Annotated in this window: 20 protein-coding genes; 10 read left to right on the top strand and 10 right to left on the bottom strand. The window is 53.1% G+C overall.

What is annotated here, in order from left to right; all coding sequences use genetic code 11:
• Window positions 1–6: 6 nt before the first annotated feature.
• A complete protein-coding gene (idnO, locus tag D6C13_RS02695) occupies window positions 7–771 on the bottom strand; it encodes a gluconate 5-dehydrogenase (RefSeq protein WP_120131307.1) in 765 nt (254 codons plus the stop codon).
• A 205-nt stretch (window positions 772–976) separates the two neighbouring features.
• Here idnO and D6C13_RS02690 point away from each other — a divergent pair, with 205 nt between their 5' ends.
• Complete coding sequence (locus tag D6C13_RS02690; RefSeq protein WP_120131306.1) at window positions 977–1,960, top strand: LacI family DNA-binding transcriptional regulator; 984 nt, start codon at window positions 977–979, stop codon at window positions 1,958–1,960.
• Window positions 1,961–2,135: 175 nt separating this feature from the next.
• Window positions 2,136–3,488 (top strand): MFS transporter, encoded by a 1,353-nt coding sequence (locus D6C13_RS02685; protein ID WP_120131305.1) that lies wholly within the window; start codon window positions 2,136–2,138, stop codon window positions 3,486–3,488.
• Window positions 3,489–3,533: 45 nt separating this feature from the next.
• On the opposite strand, the gene D6C13_RS02680 is transcribed toward D6C13_RS02685, so the two are convergent.
• A complete protein-coding gene (locus tag D6C13_RS02680; RefSeq protein WP_120131304.1) occupies window positions 3,534–4,739 on the bottom strand; it encodes a Bcr/CflA family multidrug efflux MFS transporter in 1,206 nt (401 codons plus the stop codon).
• Between the two features lie 27 nt (window positions 4,740–4,766).
• Window positions 4,767–5,474, bottom strand: coding sequence for a 16S rRNA pseudouridine(516) synthase RsuA (gene rsuA / locus D6C13_RS02675; protein WP_120131303.1), 708 nt, complete (start codon window positions 5,472–5,474; stop codon window positions 4,767–4,769).
• 319 nt (window positions 5,475–5,793) lie between these two features.
• Between rsuA and radD the strand changes: the two genes are divergently transcribed.
• Both radD and rplY read left to right on the top strand, forming a co-directional pair.
• Window positions 5,794–7,557, top strand: coding sequence for a DNA repair helicase RadD (gene radD / locus D6C13_RS02670; protein WP_120131456.1), 1,764 nt, complete (start codon window positions 5,794–5,796; stop codon window positions 7,555–7,557).
• Between the two features lie 150 nt (window positions 7,558–7,707).
• Window positions 7,708–7,998: a 50S ribosomal protein L25 gene (rplY, locus tag D6C13_RS02665; RefSeq protein WP_120131302.1), complete on the top strand. Its 291-nt coding sequence runs from the start codon at window positions 7,708–7,710 to the stop codon at window positions 7,996–7,998.
• Between the two features lie 272 nt (window positions 7,999–8,270).
• On the opposite strand, the gene yejK is transcribed toward rplY, so the two are convergent.
• On the bottom strand, window positions 8,271–9,275 hold the full coding sequence (yejK, locus tag D6C13_RS02660) for a nucleoid-associated protein YejK (protein ID WP_120131301.1): 1,005 nt from the start codon (window positions 9,273–9,275) through the stop codon (window positions 8,271–8,273).
• A gap of 221 nt (window positions 9,276–9,496) precedes the next feature.
• On the opposite strand from yejK, the gene D6C13_RS02655 reads away from it, so the two are divergent.
• Both D6C13_RS02655 and yejM read left to right on the top strand, forming a co-directional pair.
• Window positions 9,497–9,724 (top strand): YejL family protein, encoded by a 228-nt coding sequence (locus D6C13_RS02655; protein ID WP_015696497.1) that lies wholly within the window; start codon window positions 9,497–9,499, stop codon window positions 9,722–9,724.
• Between the two features lie 24 nt (window positions 9,725–9,748).
• A complete protein-coding gene (yejM, locus tag D6C13_RS02650) occupies window positions 9,749–11,530 on the top strand; it encodes an LPS biosynthesis-modulating metalloenzyme YejM (protein WP_120131300.1) in 1,782 nt (593 codons plus the stop codon).
• Window positions 11,531–11,603: 73 nt separating this feature from the next.
• Here yejM and D6C13_RS02645 read toward each other — a convergent pair whose 3' ends face one another.
• Genes D6C13_RS02645 through D6C13_RS02630 form a run of 4 tightly spaced genes read right to left on the bottom strand, consistent with a single transcriptional unit; the run spans window position 11,604 to window position 15,143 of the window.
• The gene (locus D6C13_RS02645; RefSeq protein WP_120131299.1) at window positions 11,604–12,110 is read right to left on the bottom strand and encodes a protein disulfide oxidoreductase; all 507 of its coding nucleotides are present in this window, start codon (window positions 12,108–12,110) and stop codon (window positions 11,604–11,606) included.
• Window positions 12,097–12,681 carry a DsbA family protein gene (locus D6C13_RS02640; RefSeq protein WP_120131298.1) on the bottom strand — a complete coding sequence of 195 codons (585 nt, stop codon included), beginning with the start codon at window positions 12,679–12,681 and terminating at the stop codon, window positions 12,097–12,099. Before D6C13_RS02640 ends, D6C13_RS02645 begins: the two co-directional genes overlap by 14 nt.
• A complete protein-coding gene (locus D6C13_RS02635; protein ID WP_120131297.1) occupies window positions 12,681–14,726 on the bottom strand; it encodes a protein-disulfide reductase DsbD family protein in 2,046 nt (681 codons plus the stop codon). Before D6C13_RS02635 ends, D6C13_RS02640 begins: the two co-directional genes overlap by 1 nt.
• A 51-nt stretch (window positions 14,727–14,777) precedes the next feature.
• Window positions 14,778–15,143: a copper resistance protein gene (locus D6C13_RS02630; protein ID WP_120131296.1), complete on the bottom strand. Its 366-nt coding sequence runs from the start codon at window positions 15,141–15,143 to the stop codon at window positions 14,778–14,780.
• A gap of 194 nt (window positions 15,144–15,337) precedes the next feature.
• On the opposite strand from D6C13_RS02630, the gene D6C13_RS02625 reads away from it, so the two are divergent.
• From D6C13_RS02625 to D6C13_RS02615, 3 genes are all read left to right on the top strand, one after another.
• Window positions 15,338–15,580 carry a DinI family protein gene (locus D6C13_RS02625; RefSeq protein WP_112289970.1) on the top strand — a complete coding sequence of 81 codons (243 nt, stop codon included), beginning with the start codon at window positions 15,338–15,340 and terminating at the stop codon, window positions 15,578–15,580.
• A 222-nt stretch (window positions 15,581–15,802) separates the two neighbouring features.
• Window positions 15,803–17,575 carry a penicillin-binding transpeptidase domain-containing protein gene (locus D6C13_RS02620; RefSeq protein WP_120131295.1) on the top strand — a complete coding sequence of 591 codons (1,773 nt, stop codon included), beginning with the start codon at window positions 15,803–15,805 and terminating at the stop codon, window positions 17,573–17,575.
• 567 nt (window positions 17,576–18,142) lie between these two features.
• Complete coding sequence (locus D6C13_RS02615) at window positions 18,143–18,529, top strand: helix-turn-helix domain-containing protein (protein WP_112289967.1); 387 nt, start codon at window positions 18,143–18,145, stop codon at window positions 18,527–18,529.
• A 5-nt stretch (window positions 18,530–18,534) separates the two neighbouring features.
• On the opposite strand, the gene D6C13_RS02610 is transcribed toward D6C13_RS02615, so the two are convergent.
• Window positions 18,535–19,002 carry a nuclear transport factor 2 family protein gene (locus tag D6C13_RS02610; RefSeq protein ID WP_120131294.1) on the bottom strand — a complete coding sequence of 156 codons (468 nt, stop codon included), beginning with the start codon at window positions 19,000–19,002 and terminating at the stop codon, window positions 18,535–18,537.
• Window positions 19,003–19,172: 170 nt separating this feature from the next.
• Entirely contained in the window at window positions 19,173–20,300 is a 1,128-nt protein-coding gene (ompC, locus tag D6C13_RS02605) for a porin OmpC (RefSeq protein ID WP_120131293.1), read from the bottom strand.
• Window positions 20,301–21,075: 775 nt separating this feature from the next.
• Between ompC and D6C13_RS02600 the strand changes: the two genes are divergently transcribed.
• Entirely contained in the window at window positions 21,076–23,064 is a 1,989-nt protein-coding gene (locus D6C13_RS02600; RefSeq protein ID WP_120131292.1) for a DUF4034 domain-containing protein, read from the top strand.
• The last annotated feature ends 29 nt before the right edge of the window (window positions 23,065–23,093 follow it).

The following is a 23,093-nucleotide window of genomic DNA, read 5'->3' as shown; positions in this document are numbered from 1 at the left end:
TCCTTATTAAACAGCCGCTAACATGCCGCCATCAATGAAAAGAAGATGCCCATTGACGAAGTCCGAGGCTTTAGATGACAGATAAACCGCGCCGCCGACCAGCTCCTCCGGATTGCCCCAGCGTGCGGCCGGTGTGCGTTTACACAGCCATTCGGAGAACTCTTTATTGTCCACCAGCGCCTGCGTCATATCGGTTTTGAAATAGCCCGGCGCAATGCCGTTTACCTGAATATTGTAGCGTGCCAGTTCAACACACATGCCACGGGTCAGCATTTTTACCGCGCCCTTTGAAGCGGCGTAGGGTGTGATAGTGTCGCGGCCCAGCTCACTTTGCATCGAACCGATATTGATGATTTTGCCGCGCTCGCGCTGGATCATGTACCGCGCCACTGCCTGAGAAACCAGGAACACCGATTTCTGATTGACGGCAATCACGTCGTCCCAGTCTTTTTCCGGGAATTCCGTAAACTTGTGGCGGCGCTGAATACCGGCGTTATTCACCAGCACATCAACCGGCCCGATGGTACTTTCAATGTGATCAATCGCCTGATTCACCGCCTGACTGCTGGTAACGTCAAATGAAACCGCATGGGCGATAAACCCTTCCGCACGCAAGGCTTCTGCCGCTTTTTGCGTGGACTCCGGCTGCGTGCCGTTAACGATAATTTCTGCGCCATGCTGCGCCAGCCCTTTCGCCAGCAGGAAACCCAGACCGCGCGTCGAGCCGGTAATCAGAATCTTTTTATTATCCAGTGAGAACAGATTTGTCATAACGTTGGCCCTGTTGAATGCTTATTTAAAAAGTTAGCTTCACTACACCGGTTTACACCGCGCCAAACTGTGATGCAGATCACCTCGCGGAATGTTAAAAAACCCTGTTACTCCCGGTGTGATCCTCATCATTTTGATAACAATTTCCGGCACTTTCTGTTTCAATAACAAGGTATCTTTGCAGGCCCAACCAGGAACATTCCGCATGAGAAACCAGCGCGTGACACTACAGGACATCGCCCAACTGGCGGACGTCACAAAGATGACGGTGAGCCGTTTTCTGCGCACGCCGGAAAAGGTGTCTCCTGAAACCCGCGAACGCATTACAAAGGTGATGGAAGAAGTCGGATATCCGCTGGAAGAAGCCCGCGGGCCAGCCAAAGCGCCACGTATCGGCATTTTAGTTCCCTCTTTCAATAACCAGATTTTCTCCGATTTACTGGCTGGCATTGAGTCAGTCACTTCCGCGCAGGGCTTTCAGACGCTGGTGGTTAATTACGATTACAGCAAAGATCGCGAAGAAGAACATATTATCAATCTGCTGGGTTATCAGCTGGCAGGACTGATCCTCACTGATTCTGTACACACGCTGAAAGCCGATAAGTACCTGAATGCGGCTGACATTCCGGTCGCACAGGTGATGGATCTTGATAATCCGCACGGGCGTATCGCGGTCGGCTTTGATAATCAGCAGGCCGGTTACGATATGGCCAATACCCTGCTTTCCAGCGGCAAAGAGCACGTGGTGTATTTCGGTTCTATGTCAGATGCGCGGGATCAGAAACGTTATCAGGGCTACAGCCGCGCCATGAATGAACGCGGCCTGACGCCGGTGCATATCACGCCAAATAAAGTCTCATCGGTGTCTATTGGTGCCGGAATGTTAGCCATGGCGCGTCAGTTATATCCGCAAACCAACGCGATTTTATGCACCAATGACGATATTGCGGTCGGCGTGTTACAGGAATGTATCAAACTGGGCATTCATGTTCCGCTGGATATGGCGATATCCGGCTTCCACGGATTAGATATCGGGCTGGCAACCACGCCATTACTGGCCAGCGTGATCACGCCGCGCTTTGAAATGGGTAAAGTCGTGGCAGAAATATTACTCAAAAAAATCAGAAACCTGCCAACAATTGAACGCGTGGACTTGCACTACCGGATTTCCCTCGGCGGCACGATTTAATTCTCCCTTCGGTATCAGTATCGCCTTTCCATCCTGCACGCGAACCCGGGTGCAGGATCACGTATGTGGTAACACCTTTTCTTAACATAATTCAACGTGACTCCTGTCACGAAATACTTTCCTCAAAATGCTTTTATTAAGCCATCGCTGGTTACAAGCACACAGAGGAAAGAATATGGATAATAAGATTCCTAAGGCCCGTTGGCTCCGCGTAATAACGCCGATACTTATCGCCTGCATTATTTCTTTCATGGACAGGGTTAATATTAGTTTCGCCATGCCCGGCGGAATGGATGCCGAATTAGGTATTACCGCTTCAATGGCCGGTCTGGCCGCCGGTATATTCTTTATCGGATATTTGTTCCTGCAGGTTCCAGGCGGCAGTCTGGCGGTTCACGGCAGCGGACGGAAATTTATCGCCTGCTCGCTGGTCGCCTGGGCAATCATCTCCATTCTGACCGGTTTTATCACTAATCAGTATCAGCTGCTGTTCCTGCGCTTTGCGCTGGGTGTGGCAGAAGGCGGGATGCTGCCGGTGGTGCTGACCATGGTCAGTAACTGGTTCCCGGATAAGGAACGCGGTCGCGCCAATGCTTACGTGCTGATGTTCGCGCCGCTCGGCGGGATGATCACCGCGCCGTTGTCTGGCCTGATTCTGGATACGCTCGACTGGCGCTGGTTGTTCATCATCGAAGGGGCATTATCTTTCGTGGTGATGATTTTCTGGTGGTTCACCATCAGCGACCGTCCGGAAGAGGCGAAATGGCTGTCAGAACGTGAGCGCGACTATCTGGTAACCGAACTCAACCGTGAACGCGAAGCGCTGAGAGCCCTGGCGCCGGTCAATAACGCACCGCTGAAAGAAGTGTTCCGCAACAAGTCTATCGTCAAACTGATCATCATTAACTTCTTCTATCAGACAGGGATTTACGGTTACACCCTGTGGCTGCCGACCATCCTGAAAAACCTGACCGGCGGTGATATGAGTTCGGTTGGTATGCTGGCAATTATCCCTTACGTCGGCACCATGCTGGGGATCCTGGCGATGTCCGTATTGTCGGATAAAACCGGTAAACGCCGTATGTTCATCGCCCTGCCGCTGTGTGGTTTCGCAGCCTGTCTGGCGGCATCCGTGGCATTCGGTCATAACATCATGGCGGCGTATGGTTTCCTGGTCGGTGCCGGTTTCTTCCTGCAGGCCGCCACCAGCGCCTTCTGGACTATTCCGGGCAAAGTCACTACGCCGGAAGTCGCAGGCAGCGCGCGCGGCGTGATTAACGGTCTGGGGAATCTGGGGGGGTTCTGCGGGCCTTATCTGGTCGGCGTACTGGTCAGCCTGTACGGTCAGAGCACCGCGATTTATGCGCTGGTCGCCTCGTTACTGATTGCGGCGGCGGTCACGACGTTACTGCCGAAAGAGTGCGACATGGCGCTGGTGCCGGGCGCAAAAGCCAAAGCGATGGCCGACCAATATGCCCGTGCCAAAGCGGCGCGCCGGGTTCAGGGAGTGAAAGCGGAAGTGATTTAATGCTCATGCTCATTCCCCTCTCACGAGAGGAATGAGCAGTCTGAACTATGCCGTTTCCACAGCAACTTTCGCCGGACGGCTGGCGTAGAGATACAGCAAGGTAGCAGCCAGAATGCAGAAGGCCATTGACCCGACCATCGGCCAGGCGCTTTTCGCGGTAAACAGTGAAAGCACGGAGCCAATCGCCGCACCGGTACCGAAACGAATCGTCCCCGCCAGTGAAGCCGCAGTACCCGCCATGTGCGGGAAGTCATCCATAATCACCGCCATCGCGTTAGACGTAACCATCGCAATCACGCCGACATACCCCGCCACACCCATCACCATCGCCCAGAACGGCAACCCAAAGGTGCAGACGATCACCAGCCACATGCCCATTGTCAGCTGCACAAACAGCCCGAAGCGGAACATCTTCACCGCACCCGCACGGCGCACGTTACGGCTGTTGATGAGGGTCAGGATCACCAGCGCCACGATGTTCAGCGCAAAGTAAAAGCCGAAGTGCTGCGGCGAAACGCCATTGAGTTCGATATACACAAACGGACCGGCGCTGAGGAATGAGAACATGCCTGCGAAAGAGAAACCACTCGCCAGCATATAACTCAGCACGCGTTTATGGCGGAACAGGGATGCAAAGTTACCGACGCTGGTACGCAAATGAAACTTCTGCCGTCGTGCTTTGGGCAGCGTCTCTTTGATATAAACGCCGACCAGTATGGCAGCGATCAGCGCGGCAATCGCCATCGCCCAGAAAATCGCGTGCCAGCTGAAAATCGCCATCAGCACACCCCCGAGCATCGGGGCCAGCAGCGGTGCGACCGTCATGACCAGCACCACAAAAGACATCATTCGCGAGAATTCGTCTTTGGTGAACATATCGCGCATCAGCGCATTGATAACCACACTGGCGGCAGCGGCAGCCAGACCGTGCAGGAACCGCATCCAGACCAGCTGCTCGACCGATTGCGCCAGCGCACAGGCACCGGCGGCGACGGCAAAGGTAAGCACGCCCCAGAAGATAACCGGCTTACGCCCGAGGCTGTCCGCCATCGGTCCGTAAAACAACTGCCCTATCGCAAAACCCAGCACATAGGCGCTGAGCGTCATTTGCACACTGCCCGCCGGAACACCATATTCCTGCGCGATCACGGGCATACTTGGCAGATACATATCGATGGCCAGAGGCATCAGCATCGATATCAATCCCAGGATGAAAATCAGTCCGATGTGGGATACCGGTTTTTCTTGCACTTTCAGCTGCTCCAGTTAGAGGAAAAACTATTGCGAGGGAACGCCAACGCTGGCAATTTCCTGCTCAGTTAAAGGCCGGTACTGACCCGGTTCTAAATCTTCATCCATCACGATTTCGCCGATACGTTCACGATGCAGGCCCACCACGCGGTTACCCACGGCGGCAAACATACGTTTCACCTGATGATAACGGCCTTCGCTGATGGTCAAACGCACCAGGCAATCTTCGATTTTTTCGAGTTGCGCGGGCTTAGTCAGGGAATCTTCGTTGTGCAGCTGAACGCCGGCTTCAAACTGCGCGGCGGTATCGTCAGCCAGTGGATGTTCGAGCGTCACCAGGTAGGTTTTTTCGCACTGATGGCGCGGTGAAGTGATGCGGTGCGACCACTGGCCGTCGTCGGTCATCAGAACCAGGCCGGTGGTGTCGATATCCAGACGCCCTGCGGCATGCAGCTTGTAGGCTACAGGCTCTTCGAGAAAATACAGCACGGTCGGATGATCAGGATCGTCGGTAGAGCACACATAACCCTGCGGTTTGTTGAGCATGAAATAACGCGGGCCGGTGATCTGGTCCAGCACGTTACCGTCGAATTCGACACGCTGCTCAGGGCTGATTTTCATCGCGCCGGTTTTGACGATTTCACCGTCCACGGTGACACGCTTGTTACGCAGTTCGCGCAAAACCAGCGCGCGGCTTACGCCTAATTGCTGAGAGAGAAACTTGTCCAGACGCATTGAGTAGACTTGCCTTCATGGCGATCTGAGTGATCGCGTTACTGATAAAACACAAGACCCCGCCGTCGCGATACGCAACTGACAGGGTTCAGGGTTGTTCGGTTCGTAATAATTGCAAAACGTTATTATTACTTAGAGGAGGCAGACTGGCTGCCGCGTTGAGAGGAATAGTATAGCCGCGCAACCGGTCAGGAAGAAGGAAAATAAGCAGGCTAAACATTCACGGCAGGTGATTTTTTTGCTCATCGCTATAGGTCTGATTTCTTGGCATACTTCACTACTGTCTTTATTAACAGTAAAACTACAGGTGATTGTTGCCGTGACCGCTTTTACGCTTCGCCCCTACCAGCAGGACGCCGTGGATGCCACGCTGCGTCATTTCCGCCAGCATGACGAACCGGCTGTGATCGTGCTGCCGACCGGCGCCGGAAAAAGTCTGGTGATTGCCGAACTGGCCAGAGTGGCACGCGGGCGCGTTCTGGTTCTGGCGCACGTAAAAGAACTGGTGGCGCAAAACCACAGCAAATACCTTTCTTACGGGCTGGAGGCAGATATTTTCGCCGCCGGACTGAATCTGAAACAAAGCAGCGGCAAAGTGGTGTTTGGCAGCGTGCAGTCCGTTGCGCCTAACCTGGCAGAGTTCAGCGGGGAGTTTTCCCTGCTGATTGTCGATGAATGCCACCGGATTTCCGACGATGACAACAGCCAGTATCAGCAGATCATCGGCCATCTTAAGGCACAAAATCCGCGTCTGCGCTTGCTCGGACTGACCGCCACGCCCTACCGTTTAGGCAAGGGCTGGATTTATCAGTATCACCATCAGGGCATTGTGCGCGGTGATGCGAAAAGCCTGTTTCGCGACTGTATCTATGAACTGCCGCTGCGCTACATGATTAAAAATGGCTTTCTGGTGCCGCCCGAGCGGCTCGATATGCCGGTGGTCAGTTACGATTTCAGCCGGTTGCAGGCCAACAGCAACGGACTGTTCAGTGAAGCGGATCTGAACGACGAACTGCATCAGCAAAAACGCATCACGCCGCACATCATCAGCCAGATTATTGAGTTCGCGCAGGATCGCAGAGGCGTGATGATTTTCGCCTCAACGGTGGAACACGCCGGTGAAATTTTTGGTCTGCTGCCGAAAGGCGAAGCGGCGCTGATCAGCGCACAAACGCACGCCGTCGAACGTGACAGGCTGATCACCGCGTTTAAAGCGCAGCAATTGCGCTATCTGGTGAACGTGTCGGTGCTGACAACCGGTTTCGATGCGCCACATGTGGACCTGATCGCCATCCTGCGCCCGACCGAATCCGTCAGCCTGTATCAGCAGATTGTCGGGCGCGGACTGCGCCTCGCACCGGGCAAAACCGATTGTCTGATCCTCGATTATGCCGGCAACCCGCATGACCTGTTCACGCCGGAAGTTGGCAGTCATAAACCCGCTGGCGATAACAAACCGGTGCAGGTTTTCTGCCCCGCCTGCGGTTTCGCCAATATCTTCTGGGGAAAAACCACCGAAGACGGCACGATCATTGAGCATTTTGGCCGCCGCTGTCAGGGCGTGCTGGAAGATGACGAAGGCAACCGCGAACAGTGCGATTTCCGTTTTCGTTTTAAAAGCTGCCCGCACTGTGGCGCGGAGAACGATATCGCCGCACGGCGCTGCCATCAGTGTCAGGAAATTCTGGTTGATCCCGACGATATGCTCAAAGCCGCGTTACGTCTGAAAGACGCGCTGGTACTGCGCTGCGGTGGTATGAATCTGGAAAACGGACGCGATGACAAAGGCGAATGGCTGAAAATCACCTACTACGATGAGGATGGCGCTGACGTGTCCGAGCGTTTTCGCCTGACGACACCCGCCCAGCGCATGGCGTTTTTGCATAACTTCCTGCGCCCGCATCAGCGCGCACCGGGTGTACCGCTGGAATGGAAGACTGCCGCGGACATTGTCGCGCAGCAGGTTTTACTGCGTCATCCGGATTTTGTGGTGGCGCGCATGAAAGGCCAGTTCTGGCAGGTACGCGAAAAAATGTTCGATTACGAAGGACGGTACCGGCGGGCCAATGAGCTGCGCGGGTGAGAAAACCGGCGATTTGTATTGCTGCGACTACCCTGCTCCGGTATCATACCGCCCGCTTTCGCCTTGTGTGAAAGCTGCAGTACTCAACTCGTCACTCGGTCGCAGGTGGCGGGGCACATTTTAGAAGTAGTTCTAATCGAGAAACATACAATGATCACTATCAATGTAGAAGTACGTCCACAGGACGAGCAGGGCAAGGGTGCGAGCCGCCGCCTGCGTACAGAAAACAAATTCCCAGCTATCGTTTACGGTGGCTCAGCTGCTCCGGTTTCTATCAAACTGGACCATGATTCTGTAAAGAACATGGAAGTTAAAGCGGAGTTCTACTCTGAAGCTATTACTCTGGTTATCGACGGTAAAGAAACCAAAGTTAAAGTTCAGGCTGTACAGCGTCACCCGTTCAAGCCAAAACTGGCTCACATCGACTTCGTTCGCGTTTAATAACGCGACTTTACTCTAAATTATTCAGGTTGTAGCAAGGCAGCAAGCGAGTGAGTCCTGATGAACTTACATTGGTAAGTGATTCAGGTGAACGAACGTAGCTAACGCAGCAACAACGTGAAGGATGACGAGTAAAAAGTTGTTGCGCATCGGGACGCCGTGCGAGAACAAATAAAAAACACCGCCCAGGCGGTGTTTTTTATTGGGCGCGATTCAGGTTTTCGGGGATATATCCTTAACTGGGTTTGCTCCCTCCCCTGCGGAGGGAGCCGTTATTTATTGCCCGCTTTACGCTGCAACTGATCCCGCAGATTTGGCGGTGTGCCTTTGATGGTCAGGGTATCGGTGGCCGGATCCCAGAAAATACGCTCGCCCATCAGCATGGCATCAAAGTTAATGCTCAGCCCGCCGCCGCTGCCGGCGAACTTGGTCAGCTGACGCAAGGTGCTGCGATCTGCCGGGAAGGTTTCTTCCAGCTGATACCCCTGCTCCTGGGTAAACTCTTTGAATTTCTTGTCATTCCACGGCGGCAGTTCTTCGGACAAATCATCCAGCGCGATTTCTTCGCCCGCCTGCAACTGCTCGTTACAGTAGGTATAAACCTGCTGACGGTAATTCTGGCGCTCGTTTTTATCGAGCTGCGCTTCGGTACAGAAATCATCCACCGCCTGCAACAGGCCACGGTTCTGCGCTTTGGTATCCAGACCTTCAGACGCGCCAAGGAAATCCATGAAGAAGTCAGAGACTTTGCGCCCTACCCGACCTTTCAGGAAGGTCAGGTAACGGGTAGATCCCGGGTTGGTTTCCCATTCGGTCAGATCAATGCGCGCCACGATATCGGCATGATTGATATCGAGATAATGAATGCTGCTGACATCCAGCTGCTCATTGACGCGCATACTGCTGCGGCTGTTAAGCACCGCCACCAGTAAATATTCAACTGCCAGGAATCGGTAATGACAGAACAACACCACGCCGCCTTCGGCAAACGGGTATTTCGCCAGTTCATCACGCAGACGACCGGTCGCAGCGCGGCTGAATGACAGGAAATCGTCGTCCCCTTTGCGGCAACTGCGCAACGCCACAGCCAGTTCGCTGTCTTCATTGAAAAGACCGTAAGCTTTACTTTTGGCGCTGTAAACGCGGTGCAGTTCAGCCATCATTTCATCAACGGCCGCATTCGGCGTCAGAAGCGTATCGCGCAGCACAACATCCAGCGTTTGCTCGTCACGTTTGTTCAACTGGTGAAGAGCAATCTGCTCAATATCCAGACTCATGGGGACTTTCTCCTGTAAGAATTGCGGCCGTGTAAGAAGGGTTTGCCTGCGGGGCGTATTCAAACACCGAAGCTCTAAAGCCGCAACCACTGCGAAGTCTGAAACAAGGATTAATAGATGCGATCAATACCTCAACGGTATCTCAGTTATAAAAATGCGGAAAACAGAGGCGCGATACGCTAAGATATTGGACTTTGTCAGATCAAGAAGCACAATACTCTATGGCACAATCATCCCGTTACAGTGACGAACACGTTGAACAGCTCCTTTCCGAGCTGGCGACCGTGCTCGAAAAGCACCGCGCCCCGACAGACCTTTCTTTGATGGTTCTGGGCAACATGGTGACTAACCTTATTAATACCAGCGTCGCTCCTGCACAACGCAAAGCCTTGTCCCAGTCTTTTGCTAAAGCGTTGCAAGCGTCGATAAGAGAAGATAAAGCCCATTAATTCACAAACTGCCCAATACCTCTCATGGTGACAAATCGTCAGCGCTATCGCGAAAAAGTATCCCAGATGATCAGCTGGGGGCACTGGTTCGCCCTGTTTAATATCCTGCTCATGCAGGGGATCGGCAGTCGCTACCTGTTTGTTTCTGACTGGCCTTCTTCGTTGCAGGGGCGTATTTACGCACTCGTCAGCTGGCTTGGGCACTTCAGCTTTATCGGTTTCTCCGCCTATCTGCTGATTATCTTCCCGCTGACCTTTGTGGTGATGTCGCAACGCCTGCTGCGGTTTTTATCCGCAATCCTGGCGACGGCCGGACTGACACTGGTGCTGGTGGATACCGCGGTCTTTACCCGCTTCCATCTGCATATCAATCCGGTGGTGTGGGAACTGGTGGTCAACCCCGGACAGGGCGAAATGGCGCGCGACTGGCAGTTGATGTTCATCGCTGTACCGGTGATTTTCCTGCTGGAAATGCTGTTTGGCACCTGGGCATGGCAAAAGCTGCGCAGCCTTAACCGCCGTAATTTCGCCAAGCCGATTGTCGTGCTGTTCATCGTCAGTTTCTTTGCGTCGCACCTGATGTATATCTGGGCAGATGCTAATTTCTACCGTCCGATCACCATGCAGCGCTCGAATCTTCCGCTCTCGTATCCGATGACCGCACGTAAGTTTCTTGAGAAACATGGCCTGCTGAATGCCGAGGAATACCAGAGACGCCTGATCGAACAGGGCAATCCGGAAGCGCTGGCCGTGGAATATCCGCTCAATTCCATCAGCTTTGCAAAAACCGGTTCGAAGTATAATTTGCTGATGATCGTGATGGATGGCGTTCACACCGCCACGCTGGATAACGAGATGCCAGCGCTGAGCGATTTCGCCAAACACAATATTCGTTTTGACCAGCATTTCAGCTCCGGCAACCGTAATGATACCGGCCAGTTTGGCCTGTTCTATGGGATTTCCCCAAGCTATATGCAGGGTATTCTGGCGGCACGTAAACCTTCTGCACTGGTCACGTCACTGGAACAGCAGGGTTACGAATTTGGCCTGTTTGCCTCTGACGGCTTTAACAGCCCGCTGTACCGTCAGGCGTTGCTGACCGATTTCACCCTGCCGCCGCCGGTTAAGCAGTCCGATGAGCAAACGGTAAATCAGTGGCAGCAGTGGCTGAACGTGCGTGGCAATGGCCCGTGGTTCTCATATGTCAGTCTGAACGGGATCAGCACGGCGTTGCGTCAGAACGGTGACAGCGTGCCGACAGGTAACACTTTTGTTCACCGCTATCAGGCGGGTGCTCAAAGCGTTGATGACCAGATCAAGGCTATCTTGCAATCGCTGAAAGACCGCGGTGAGCTGGATAAAACGGTAATTGTTATTACCGCGTCTCACGGCATTGAATTCAACGAGAACGGCACCTGGGGTTCGGGCAATTCGATGAACCGCCGCCAGTTGCAGGTTCCGCTGATTATTCACTGGCCGGGTACGCCTGCGCAGAATATCAACAAGCTGACTGATCATGCGGATGTGATGACTACGCTGATGCAGCGACTGTTGCACGTCACGACGTCACCGGCCGATTATTCGCAGGGTGAAGATTTGTTTGCTGCCAAGCGCCGCCATAACTGGGTGACGACCAGCGATGACGGAACACTGATCATCACAACGCCAGAGCAGACGCTGGAACTGGAAAGCGACGGCGATTACCGGGCCTTTGATACCGAGGGCAAACGGATTAAAGATCAGAAACCGGAGCTGGGTTTACTGCTTCAGGTACTGACCGATGAGAAACGTTTCCTGGCAAACTGATTTCCTGTTGTGAACTCAATATGAAGAAAGGCCTTCACTACGGTGAAGGCCTTTTTTTTCTGACGGCAGCAAATCAGCCGCGGATTTGCGCCCACCACAGCCGCGCTTTCATCCCCCGGTATGATGTCCAGCCGGTTGTCGTGGCGATGACCTGACCTTTATCAATGATGACAAACGTCGGGGTGACGCCGATATCCCACTGCGCCGACAAATCGCCACGTGCATCGTTAACCACCGGCATCTGAATGCCCTTTCCTTGCAGATAACGCTCCAGCGTGGCGTTATCACCGGAGCGCAACGCCACGGTCAGCACGTTCTCGCCTTCTTCGGCCAGCCGCGCAACCGAAGGTGTAGTCATTTTGCAGACGCCGCACCACGTTGCCCAGAAGTAGACCAGCAGTGGACGCTGCTGGCTTTGTTCGTTAAGCGTCAGGGGCTGCTCGTTGAGTATCTGCAATGGCTGGCTGCCAAAACTGGCCGGAGCCTTCGGCGCGCGCAGAAAATCCATCCCCAGCATCACAACCATAATCAGCACGACGAAAATCACCCCCTCCCGGGCCCAGCGCTTAAGCCTGGTCATTTTTCGCCTTCGCCAGTTGTTCCCTGACGATCTTCTGCAAATCGTCGTAAGAGATGGCTCCGGCAATCAGCTGATCGCCAATAATCGTCGCTGGCGTTCCCTGAATCCCCAGCACTTCGGCAATTTCCACATTGGTTTTCAGCTCAAGATAGCTGGCGGGCGTCACGCGGATAGGTTCCAGCCCGGCATATTTCACCGCCTCAAGCGCACTGGCCTCATCATGCTGCCCTTTTTTAGACATCAGCCGCTGATGTACGACCAGAAACTTTTCCGGATGTTGTTCCCACACGGTCATCGCTGCGCGACCTGCAATAATGGAACTCGCGCCGCGGAAAGGCAGCAGTTTAATCACCACTTTTATGTCAGGATTTTCCTTTGCGACCTTTTCCAGCAGCGGGTCAAACTGCTTGCAGTAAGGGCAGTTGTAATCGGTGAAGGACACAATCGTCAGCCGGGGATTTTTCGCGCCAAACCACGGCGACGCCGGGTTATTAAACAGCGTGTCTTCCGGCGTCATCGCCAGAACAACCGGAGAAATCACCATCATCATAATCAGCATTAACGTTTTCATTATCGGGCTCCACGGGCATCTTCCAGCCCCTGTAAAACAGCATCACGGGTCAGCAACGGCGATAAAATCTCACCGGCAGGATTGTGCGGACCATAAATTTGATTAAACGGCACGGCGACGCTGCCGCGTTTTTGCAGGAAGTCATTGACTGGTTTTGACGGCAACGTCCAGTCACCGCGCAAGGCCACGACGTCGGGGTCTGTCAGCGCTTTCTGCACGTCTTCACTCATCAGGACATTGTATTTATTAGCTTTACAGGTCACACACCAGTCGGCAGTGACATCCACAAAGACCACCTTTTTTTCCGCCAGCGCAGTCTGAATCGCCTCTTCTGACAAAGGCTGCCAGGCAATATCATCGCGCAACGGTTTCCCGCCAGCGCCGGAAAATTGCGTAGCAATGACGATGACGGCGCCCGCCAGAACTGCGCAAGCACCGGCGGTTAACGCACAGTTACGCAAACCATAGCGCCGCAGGGATAAGACAAACAGCATGACCAGCAGCGCGCCCGTCAGTACAGCGACAAACAGCGTTGAAAAATGGTTTTGCATCAGGCTCAGCAGCCACAAACACGCAGACAGCATCAGTACGCCGAGGAACAACCGCAGCCGTAACATCCAGCGACCCGGACGCGGCAGGCGCATCGCCAGACCCGGCCACAAGGCGATCATCAGCCAGGGCAGGCTCATGCCAATGCCCAGCATCAGGAACAGTCCCCACAGCACCGGCAGCGGTGCGGCCAGCGCAAACGCCACCGCAGTCCCGAGAAACGGCGCCGAACAAGGCGTCGCCAGCAGCGTGGCAAACGCGCCTTCAGCAAAGTGCCCGCTAAGACCCGAACGCTGATGCGTCGCCAGACGGGTCGTCATCCGTGAAGGCAGATTGATTTCAAATAACCCCAGCAGATTGGCGGTAAACAGGGCCGTGACCAGCACCATCAGGCCAATAAACCGCGGGTTCTGAAACTGAATACCCCAGCCCAGCGTCTGATTAGTGTAACGCAGCAATGTCATCAGCAATGCCAGCGCCAGAAACGAGACGATGATCCCGCCCGACGACGCCAGAAACTGCACGCGAATACTTTTCCGGTTGCGCTGTTCCACCTGCAAAATACTGCCGAGTTTCATGCCCAGCACCGGCAAAACACAAGGCATCAGATTGAGAATAAACCCACCGGCCAGCGCCATCAGCGCTACCTGCCAGAGTGCGATACTGCCCGGAACTGCGGCAGGAAGCGGGCTCACATTCAGGCTTATCTGCTGCGCCAGACCGTTGTCCGCCAGCACAATGCTCAGCGTTTTCCCGCTGATATCCTGTGCTTTTTCGCCCCACTCGTCCGTTACCGGCAGCGTGAACTGCGCCTGTTGCCCGTCGACTTTCACCACCGGTTTGCCCAGTGAACTGCCATCCAGCGTATCGGTAAAAACTTCCGGATTTTGCCAGCCCTGCTCGCGGTGAGCGGTAATCTGCAATACACCGGCGCGATAACCTGCCGTTACGCTGTCCGCCAGCCCTTCTGCAATCGGTACCTTACCCATGGCCGCAGCGAACTGGCGTGCAAATTCTGCGTTATCTGCGGACGAATTAAGATCCAGACTAAAATGATAGTCGGTGAGAATGCACACGCTGCTGCAAACCGGCAGCGTCAGCGTTCCGGCGATGGTGCCAGGCACATGACCGCTGAGGGTTATTGGCAGCGTGACTTCGTCGTGATAGCCCTGAGTCGTGATACCTGCCACATCAAAGCGTGCGGGCGTAGGCCAGTACCCTGTAGCCTGCGCCCCAGTGACCGGTTTTTGCCATTCGACCGACGGCGCAATGCCGCCTTCTCCGGGCGAGCGCCAGTAGGTTTTCCAGCCCTTTTCGAGGCTGACAGAAAGCAGCAAGCGGGTTTCTTTCTCAGAAGAATGGGCAGGCTCGGCCTGTAAGCGCACTTTCGCGTGGGTATTTTGCGGGCTTTGCAGCCAGCCGGTGTCAGCAGCATATCCGGTATGCAGCCAGAGCATCAGCAAACAGCCAGCGGCTGCCCTGAATAAACTTCGCATAGATTTTCTCCAAAAATAAAAAGTCACATCCTGATGAAAAACAGGCGTGTTTTATTCCCGGAAAACGCAGAGCCGCAAATGCACCCGCAGGCGCGGCACGGGGACGGCTTGTGGCACCAGCAGGCGGATCGCCGCCATATTCCCGCGTGACAAAAATGCCAGCAGCAGGCTCAGTGCCAGAAACGCAAATTCTAAAAGCAGAGGAGGAACAGAAAGCAGTGATTTGCTGCTGAGCTCGCAGGGAGCCGGGATTTTAGCGATTTCGGAGGTCGTGGAGGACACCTGTGCAGTCGTCGTTTCCTGATGCACAATAGCGGACAACGCATTCAGCCCGGCGATGCGCTGCGTCATACAAGTCAGTATGACCAGACAGGCCAGGCAAAAAAATATCAGTGCTGTACGCCGTTGTTTATCCACATTTCCCTCACAGACAGGCCGCCATTCTAACGGTCAGCCAGACATTCACAAGCCGTATGAATCATCAATTACATGAATTTACGCACGCAAATCTGCGCTGCGTTCCAAAGTTAAGGCCAAAAATCACTAGAGCGCCCGCCGTGCATACTGTATATTTAGCCAGTTAATAAAATTTTATAATAATGAGGAAAACCATGCGGGTTGAACTGATTTTTGACAAACGGAATGTCTCCGGCATCCCTAATGCCAGTGAAAAAATTGAAGCAGAGCTGGTAAAACGCGTACACCGGATGTTCCCGGATGCAGAAGTTAAGGTAAAACCGATGCAGGCCAACGGGCTGAATACGCAAGGTGCCAGCAAGCAGGAACGTTCGCAATTAAACCAAATGCTGGAAGAAATGTTTGAAGAAGCGGATGAATGGCTGTCCGTCGAGTAAAAAACGGCTTCGCCGTTGCACTTTCTTACAAAGAGCAATTGAAATAAACAACCCATCTCTATGGCTTAATATAAGATGTGCAGGTATACGAATTTCATTATCTTTCAGAGCGATGAGCTGTATTTTTATCGGGCACTGACCGGCATCATTTGATGCGGTGAAATTGTTCCCCGGAGCCGTCGCTTTTCGCTTCAAACGCGTCAATGACTTTGCGAAACAGCCATGCCACCGAGCTCAAAAAAATCCAGCGCCCAACCGCATTTTTATACCAAGCGCTTTGCGCTGATTTGTCTCGGCATCGTCTTTTGTCTGGCACTTCTGCTTGGCCGCGTAGGCTACCTGCAACTTCTTAATCAGCCAATGCTGGAAAAAGAAGCCGATTCCCGCTCCCTGCGTTCCAGCGTGATCCCTGCCGGGCGCGGTACCATTGTTGACCGCAACGGACACCCGCTGGCACTCAGTGTGGCATCCAAAGACATTATCGCCGACCCGTTCCGCGTGCTTGAATTGCACAGCGATCTGAACAGTCCGAAATGGCAATATCTGGCCTCTGCGCTGGATATGCCGCTTTCCCAGTTACAGCAAACTATCACCAGCGATCCGCAGCGCCGCTTTGTTTATCTTGGCCGTAAAATCGAAGAAGGCATTGCCGCCGATATCAGCCAGCTCCATCTTGGTGGCATCAGCACTCAGCTTGATGACAGCCGCTATTACCCGATGAGTGAAGCCGCAGCGAACCTGGTCGGTGTGGTCGGGACTGATAACGAAGGCCTGACCGGACTGGAAAAAGGCTTTAATGCGCTGTTGCAGGGCAAGCCGGGGATGCGCGAATACCGTCAGGATCGCCACGGCAATGTCATCGGTATCCTCAAAGAAGTTGCGCCACAACAGCCGCCAACGATTAATCTCAGCATCGACAGTTTTATGCAGTACGTTCTGTATTCCCGCCTGCGCGATGGCGTGACGCTTAACCAGGCAGAGTCCGGTGCGGCCGTTCTGGTGGATGTGAATACCGGCGAAATTCTGGGGATGGCCTCCTACCCTTCTTACAACCCGAATAATTACGCGGGCGTGCCTCCGAAAGACATGCGAAATGTGGCGATCAGCGACAGCTTTGAGCCTGGTTCGACGGTGAAACCGCTGGTGGTGATGGCCGGTCTGAACCGCCATATGATCCGCCCTGATTCGGTTCTCGATACACATCCGTACACCGTTAACGGACACCTGATCCGCGACGTTGGCCACTGGCCGGCACTGACCATCACCGGTATTTTGCAGAAATCGAGCGACATCGCGGTATCTCATATCGCACTGGCGATGCCTGCGAACGTGCTGGTTCAGCTTTATCAGTCATTCGGTCTGGGCAGACCTACAGATTTAGGTATTGGCGGCGAGAGCAGTGGTTATTTCCCGGCGCACCGTGACCGCTGGGCGGATATCGAACGTGCAACCTTCTCATTCGGTTATGGCCTGCGCGTAACACCGCTGCAAATTGCCCGCGAATACGCCACGATTGGTGCAGAAGGCATTTACCGGCCACTGTCGATTACCAAAGTCACGCCACCGGTGTTAGGCACTCGTGTGATGTCGGCTGACGTGGTCAGAACCGTGATTCATATGATGGAAAGTGACGCCCTGCCGGGAGGCTCAGGCCTCAGTGCGGCGGTGCCGGGTTATCGTCTGGCGATTAAAACCGGTACGGCGGAAAAAATGGGTGCCAGCGGCAAATACGATGGCGGTTACATCAACTATACCGCCGGTGTGGCACCGGCCAGTAACCCGCGCGTGGCGCTGGTGGTGATGGTCAACAATCCGCAGGCCGGTAAACACTTTGGTGGTTCCGTTGCAGGGCCTATCTTCGGGCAAATCATGGGGGAAATCCTCAACCATATGAACATTGCTCCGGATGCGCTGGTGCCTGAAACACCGCCGACAACCGTCATTAACGGCGGTCAGAAAACCGATCTGGTGCGACGCCCTGCTACTGATGGTTAACCGGCTCTTGTAAAAAGCTGAACGAACAGTGTTAATAATTAAACGAATAGCATAAATAGTTAAACAAACACCATAAAAAGTCCTTCCAGACTGGATCTCCCAGCAAGAAGCGGTTAACGTTCGCTTGCACTGTTGGCTAAAGATCCACGCTGGAGGAAGAGCGTAAGCTCTGTAAAAAGAATGAAACGGCTCCTTATCGTTTTTCTGATATTCGTTGCGGTTTGTCTGAGTGTTATTGCACTAAATATGCGGGGCAGTGGCCCGTGGTAACCGAATTTTATGCCCTGAACAGGGATGAAGGGAGGAGCCACTTTGCCAACCGGTAAGAACTTTTACATCATCATTGTTCTTATCCTTGTCGGGATCGTTCTGGTGGACGATGGTATCGCCCGCCTCATCCACTGGATGCTGTTACGCTAAATCGTGGCCCGTCAGAGTGCTTGTCCACTCCTTTTCAGCGGGCCATTTTTGTCACTTCTGTTGTCATACACCTCAGAGCAACACCTGCCACGCCATCACGGCGAAGTCGTGTATAATAGCGATATTCAACCTTAAAACAGACTGGTTATGGCTCAGGATATTCATATCGCTATCGTCTGCGCACTCAGCAAATGGATTGAAGGCCATCTTGGTCGTGTCATCCACCTTGAAGAACTGGCTGAGTACTCAGGCTATTCGCTTTGGCACATGCAAAAATTGTTCAAAGAATCGACAGGCATTTCTCTGGGGAAGTACATCAGGGAACGTCGTCTGGCGAGTGCTGTTTATCAGCTGAGCAGCAGTGATACACCGATTTTCGACATCGCGATGGATTTCGGCTTCGGCTCGCAGTCACACTTTACCTACATGTTCCGCAAGCGTTTCAATATCACGCCGCATGAATTTCGCCAGAATCCGGAAATCGAACTCGATGTTTCTCCCCCGCTGCATCTGATCCACCAAAAATCAGCCTGAAACCGTCAGAATCCAAACTCGCTCAGGCCAGGATGATCGTCCGGCCTGCGTCCGAGAGGCCAATGGAATTTCCGCTCACTTTCCTGAATCGGTAAATCGTTAATACAGGCATGGCGTGCAAACATCTGCCCCTGTTCGTTAAATTCCCAGTTTTCATTGCCAAAACTGCGGAACCAGTTACCTGAATCGTCATGCCATTCGTAGGCAAAACGCACAGCAATCCGCGCGCCATCAAATGCCCAAATCTCTTTAATCAGACGATAATCCAGCTCTTTAGCCCATTTGCGCTGCAGAAAAGCCACGACAGCTTCCTGACCGTGAACAAATTCACTGCGGTTACGCCACAGGGTATCAGCAGAATAGACCTGACTGACACGCTGCGGGTCGCGGCTGTTCCAGGCATCTTCGGCCAGGCGGACTTTTTCGATAGCACTTTCGCGGGTAAAAGGCGGTAACGGTGGTTTAACGGACATAATGACCTCGGCTGTGGAAGAAATGCACCCCAACACAATAGCGGCGTTTTGCGGGGTTCTCACCTCAAATTGTGCCCATAAAAAACGCGGCCATCAGAGACCGCGTTCTTTTACTGCTTGTTCTTTATGACTCAAATCTAAACGCTATTCTGTGTCTGAGAAAGGCACGCTTAGAACTGATACACCAGACCTACAGCGGTAACGTCATCGGTGTTGATACCGGCGTTATCGGTGAAGGTGCTGCTGTCGATCAGGTTGATTTTGTAGTCAACATAGGCCGACATGTTTTTGTTGAAGTAGTAAGTCGCACCCAGGTCGACAAATTTCACCAGATCCTGATCCTGGTAGTTGTTGCCCAGACGGTCAGTGCCTAAATCTTTACCGCGAGTTTGGTTATATGCCACGAACGGACGCAGACCGAAGTCGAACTGATAGCTTGCGTAAGCTTCGAATGCCTGTGACTGGTTAGCATAACCGTAAGCTTCTGAATCGGTAGAACCGAAGCGGGAAGCGTTGTAAGCCTGAGTAAACATGGCAGCCACATAAACGTTGTTGGCGTCATATTTCAGACCGCCGGTGTAACCTTCGGCTTTTTTACCGTCGCCCATGATGCCCGGTGCGCTATTTTGCTCATCAGTACGGTCTGAGTTAAAGAACGCACCTGCCACGCTGACGCCCGCGCCAATATCGTAGCTCAGGGACATACCGTAACCGTCGCCATTCTGAGTCAGCACATCGCGTGTACCCGGTTCACCGCCGCCGCTGTCATTTTTGCCCTGATATTGCAGAGCGAAATGCAGACCGTCGACCAGACCGAAGAAGTTTTCGTTACGATACGTTGCAACGCCATTGGTACGCTGATACAGGAACTGGTCAGCACCGTAGGTTGAACCATCGAACTCTGGCTGCATGTCGGTCCAGGCGGCAACGTCATACATTACGCCGTTGTTACGACCGTAGTCGAAGGAACCCATATCACCAAATTTCAGACCTGCGAAACCGTAACGGGTAAATGCACGGTCGCCGTCATCAGAGCTTTCAGCCTGATTAGCCTGAACCTGATATTCCCACTGGCCGTAACCGGTCAGCTGGTCGGTTATCTGAGTTTCGCCTTTGAAGCCCAGACGGATGTAGCTCTGATCACCATCGCTGCCGGCATTATTTGAAAAATAGTGCAAACCATCAACCAGACCGTACAGGTCGAGTTTATTACCATCTTTATTATAAACTTCTGCCGCACTTGCTGATCCTGCGACCACTAATGCAGGGATCATGAGTGAAAGAACACGGAGTTTCATTTTTCTGTCCTCGATAGGTGTCGGGCCGTGCCACTGAATGTAAAGTACACGTTTTTACTGATTTAAATCTGCTTAACGCTTGTTGGTATCTGTATAAATGTTGGCCCGACATGGCAATTCCATTCTCTTGATATAAATACTATTAATCCAGAAAGAAAATGATACGAAATTAGTTAATATATTTCCGAAGTATTTAAAGGTGTAACAATTTATTAAAATTGGGTAAATTTAGACCTGCGATTGTTTGTTAAAATAAAGCACGCAAAGCTAAATTAAATAAAAAACCTTTAAAAACATGATATTAACTAAATTAGTTACCGCACTAAGTGATAAAGCATCTATTCAACGATAATATATACTCTTTCTCGCTATCATCATTATTTGTTATTTATTACCCTCATTCCCCGTTTTGTGGAAACAACAGCCGACCCTTTGTGGTCGGTTTTTTTTTGTTTTCCAAAGAGATAATTATCAGATGTGACATTGATCACTAATTAAATTTCGCTACTAAACTGTATTTCTCCTTAATTACCTCATACTTTCTCCATCTTTCAAATTCCGATTTTCTTAATAGTTGATATCTAATCTGTTCAATTAATAAGAAATTTTAGGATGATTATTAATCTTTATTATGTACGGCTTTGTTAGTCAGTGACGGTTCGGATCCGTTACTATAGCCAAAGTCAGACCAATCCCGCTGATCGCGCAGGGGAACAAAGTTAGACTTCGGGTGCCGCGCAAAACACCGTTTTTACTCAACAGTTCAGGGAACCTCATGCCACAACAGGACCAGCACGACAACATTTCCAAAGCCAGAATGCTTCTGGCGACCCGCCGTTTTCTAAAACTCGACGAGTGGCTGTTGTCACAAATGCGTGGCTGGCAGAATCAGGGCGAAGGCCACAGTGATTACGGACTGCTGATGCATCCGGCGACGCTGTTTACCGGCACAGAATCCCCTCCGCTCAATCCGCTGGAAATACTCAGTGACTGGGTGCAGCAATGCCCGCAGAGCTATCACGCCCATGCTTTGCTGGGAATGGTCTGGCATGAAAATGCCTGGATTATCCGCCAGCCACAGGAAGGTGAAGAAGTCGCTGACCACCAGTGGCTGGGCGCACAGTTATGCTGTGACTATGCGGTGCTGTCATTTTTGCGCGCCATTGAACTGCACCCGCGCCCGACGCACGCGCTGCGCCATATGATGAACCTGAGTGGCGGTTTTGGTGAGCCTTACTGGCTGAAGGCATTGTTTGCGGGTGAAATTCCCAAACCTTTGCATGAAAAGTTTTCGATTCAGGGCAGTGAAATCTGGCGGGCCGGTGTGGCGCACATCCACGCGCTGGGATTCGAGCCCGCTACGCACTGGCCGCAAGTGCTCCCTGCGGCGCTACAACAAACCCGCAAAAACGACGAAGAAGCGTTGGATTACTGGCTGCGCATGGCGATGTCAGTACGCCACGCGGACGTCGGCACTATGGAATCCTACCTTTTATTCCATTCCGCTTTCTGGGGCGGCAGTGACGCGCAACAGATGCAGATTATCGACAGTCCGCTGTGCGCAGAATTCAGTGAAGAAGAGCGCAATCAGTTCCGCGCTAATGCGTTGTGCGATGCGCTTTCCGGCGATATCGCCGACAGTGAATCGCCGCAGGCGCTGGAATTACAATCACGCTTAGCCGGATTACTGGCACAGCCTCTGTCGCCGGAAACGCGGATCCGTCTGCTGAGTCTGGCCGGGATCTGCATCGCCTACTGGCAGGACGACGATCAGGCCGGCCTGGCCGTATATAACGATTTATTTGCTGTCTCACCGCAGGCGATGCCCGGCCACGCCGCGCGGATGTTTATCTCCCGCGCCGTACTGGCCAATGGTCATCAGGAAGGTTTACCGGTACTGACACAGCTGCTGACCCGCGGTCTGAGTCAGGCAAACGATCCGGTGCTGGTGGCTTTCGCCGCGACGGCTCTGCAATCAGGCCTGTACGGACTACCGGCGCGCCCTGAATTATGTGCGGGACTGATGGAACATGCGTGGTCGCTTATTCTGCAAGCGGGCGACGAGCAACCGGTAAAAGATCTGGTCACGCTGGCACACGACATGGCGATCAATGACGATCTGGACGCGGCACATTTTCTGATGACTGAAATGGCCCGCCACGGCAGCGCGATCCATTGCTATGAGCTGTACTTTTTCTACCGCAATGGCTGGCATCAGGATGTGCCGGAGCAGTATCACAACGACAGTAATGCCATGGACTGCGTGCTGAGCGCCGCCCGTTCGGGCATGGTGCCCGCCATGTTTACCTGCGCCAATGCGCTGCGTGAAGGGCTTGGCGGTGAACCCGATTATGAACAAGCCATGCACTGGTATCAGCGGGCGATGGATGCCGGGCATTTATCCGCCGCCTATTTCCGTGCAAGTTGCGCGCTGGACAACGGTTCAGATGCCGAAAAACGTCAGGCTGCTGAAGTCTGGCTGCCGGAAATTCTGCATAACGCACAACACCCCGATCGCGCCGAAGCCGCTTACACCCTCGGCATGGCATGGCTGACCGGTACCGGCGTGAAGAAAAACCGTTATACCGCAGATAAATATATGGAATTCGTACTCGAGCTGAATCCGGATTCCGAAGCCGCGAAGCAGGTACATGAAGAACTCAGCGGCTCACTGCGGGCACGGATGAGTCTATGGCAGGACAAACGGAAAGCAGAGGTGGAAGATCCGGTAGCGGAGTTTCGTTTGCAGGAGCCGCTGCAATAGCGGGCTGAGATCTTGGGGTTGGCATCCAA

Origin of the sequence: Rahnella woolbedingensis (assembly GCF_003602095.1) — a bacterium.
Taxonomy (GTDB): domain Bacteria; phylum Pseudomonadota; class Gammaproteobacteria; order Enterobacterales; family Enterobacteriaceae; genus Rahnella; species Rahnella woolbedingensis.
The sequence above is the reverse complement of the archived record's forward strand: the minus strand, read 5'-3'. Positions and strand labels throughout refer to the sequence as shown.

Coding starts and splice junctions, on each gene's coding strand:
- yejM (WP_120131300.1), top strand. CDS start 9,749: ATGGTGACAAATCGTCAGCGCTATCGCGAAAAAGTATCCCAGATGATC.
- yejK (WP_120131301.1), bottom strand. CDS start 9,275: ATGAGTCTGGATATTGAGCAGATTGCTCTTCACCAGTTGAACAAACGT.
- D6C13_RS02645 (WP_120131299.1), bottom strand. CDS start 12,110: ATGACCAGGCTTAAGCGCTGGGCCCGGGAGGGGGTGATTTTCGTCGTG.
- rplY (WP_120131302.1), top strand. CDS start 7,708: ATGATCACTATCAATGTAGAAGTACGTCCACAGGACGAGCAGGGCAAG.
- ompC (WP_120131293.1), bottom strand. CDS start 20,300: ATGAAACTCCGTGTTCTTTCACTCATGATCCCTGCATTAGTGGTCGCA.
- D6C13_RS02620 (WP_120131295.1), top strand. CDS start 15,803: ATGCCACCGAGCTCAAAAAAATCCAGCGCCCAACCGCATTTTTATACC.
- D6C13_RS02625 (WP_112289970.1), top strand. CDS start 15,338: ATGCGGGTTGAACTGATTTTTGACAAACGGAATGTCTCCGGCATCCCT.
- D6C13_RS02640 (WP_120131298.1), bottom strand. CDS start 12,681: ATGAAAACGTTAATGCTGATTATGATGATGGTGATTTCTCCGGTTGTT.
- idnO (WP_120131307.1), bottom strand. CDS start 771: ATGACAAATCTGTTCTCACTGGATAATAAAAAGATTCTGATTACCGGC.
- D6C13_RS02600 (WP_120131292.1), top strand. CDS start 21,076: ATGCCACAACAGGACCAGCACGACAACATTTCCAAAGCCAGAATGCTT.
- rsuA (WP_120131303.1), bottom strand. CDS start 5,474: ATGCGTCTGGACAAGTTTCTCTCTCAGCAATTAGGCGTAAGCCGCGCG.
- D6C13_RS02685 (WP_120131305.1), top strand. CDS start 2,136: ATGGATAATAAGATTCCTAAGGCCCGTTGGCTCCGCGTAATAACGCCG.
- D6C13_RS02615 (WP_112289967.1), top strand. CDS start 18,143: ATGGCTCAGGATATTCATATCGCTATCGTCTGCGCACTCAGCAAATGG.
- D6C13_RS02690 (WP_120131306.1), top strand. CDS start 977: ATGAGAAACCAGCGCGTGACACTACAGGACATCGCCCAACTGGCGGAC.
- D6C13_RS02635 (WP_120131297.1), bottom strand. CDS start 14,726: ATGCGAAGTTTATTCAGGGCAGCCGCTGGCTGTTTGCTGATGCTCTGG.
- D6C13_RS02610 (WP_120131294.1), bottom strand. CDS start 19,002: ATGTCCGTTAAACCACCGTTACCGCCTTTTACCCGCGAAAGTGCTATC.
- D6C13_RS02655 (WP_015696497.1), top strand. CDS start 9,497: ATGGCACAATCATCCCGTTACAGTGACGAACACGTTGAACAGCTCCTT.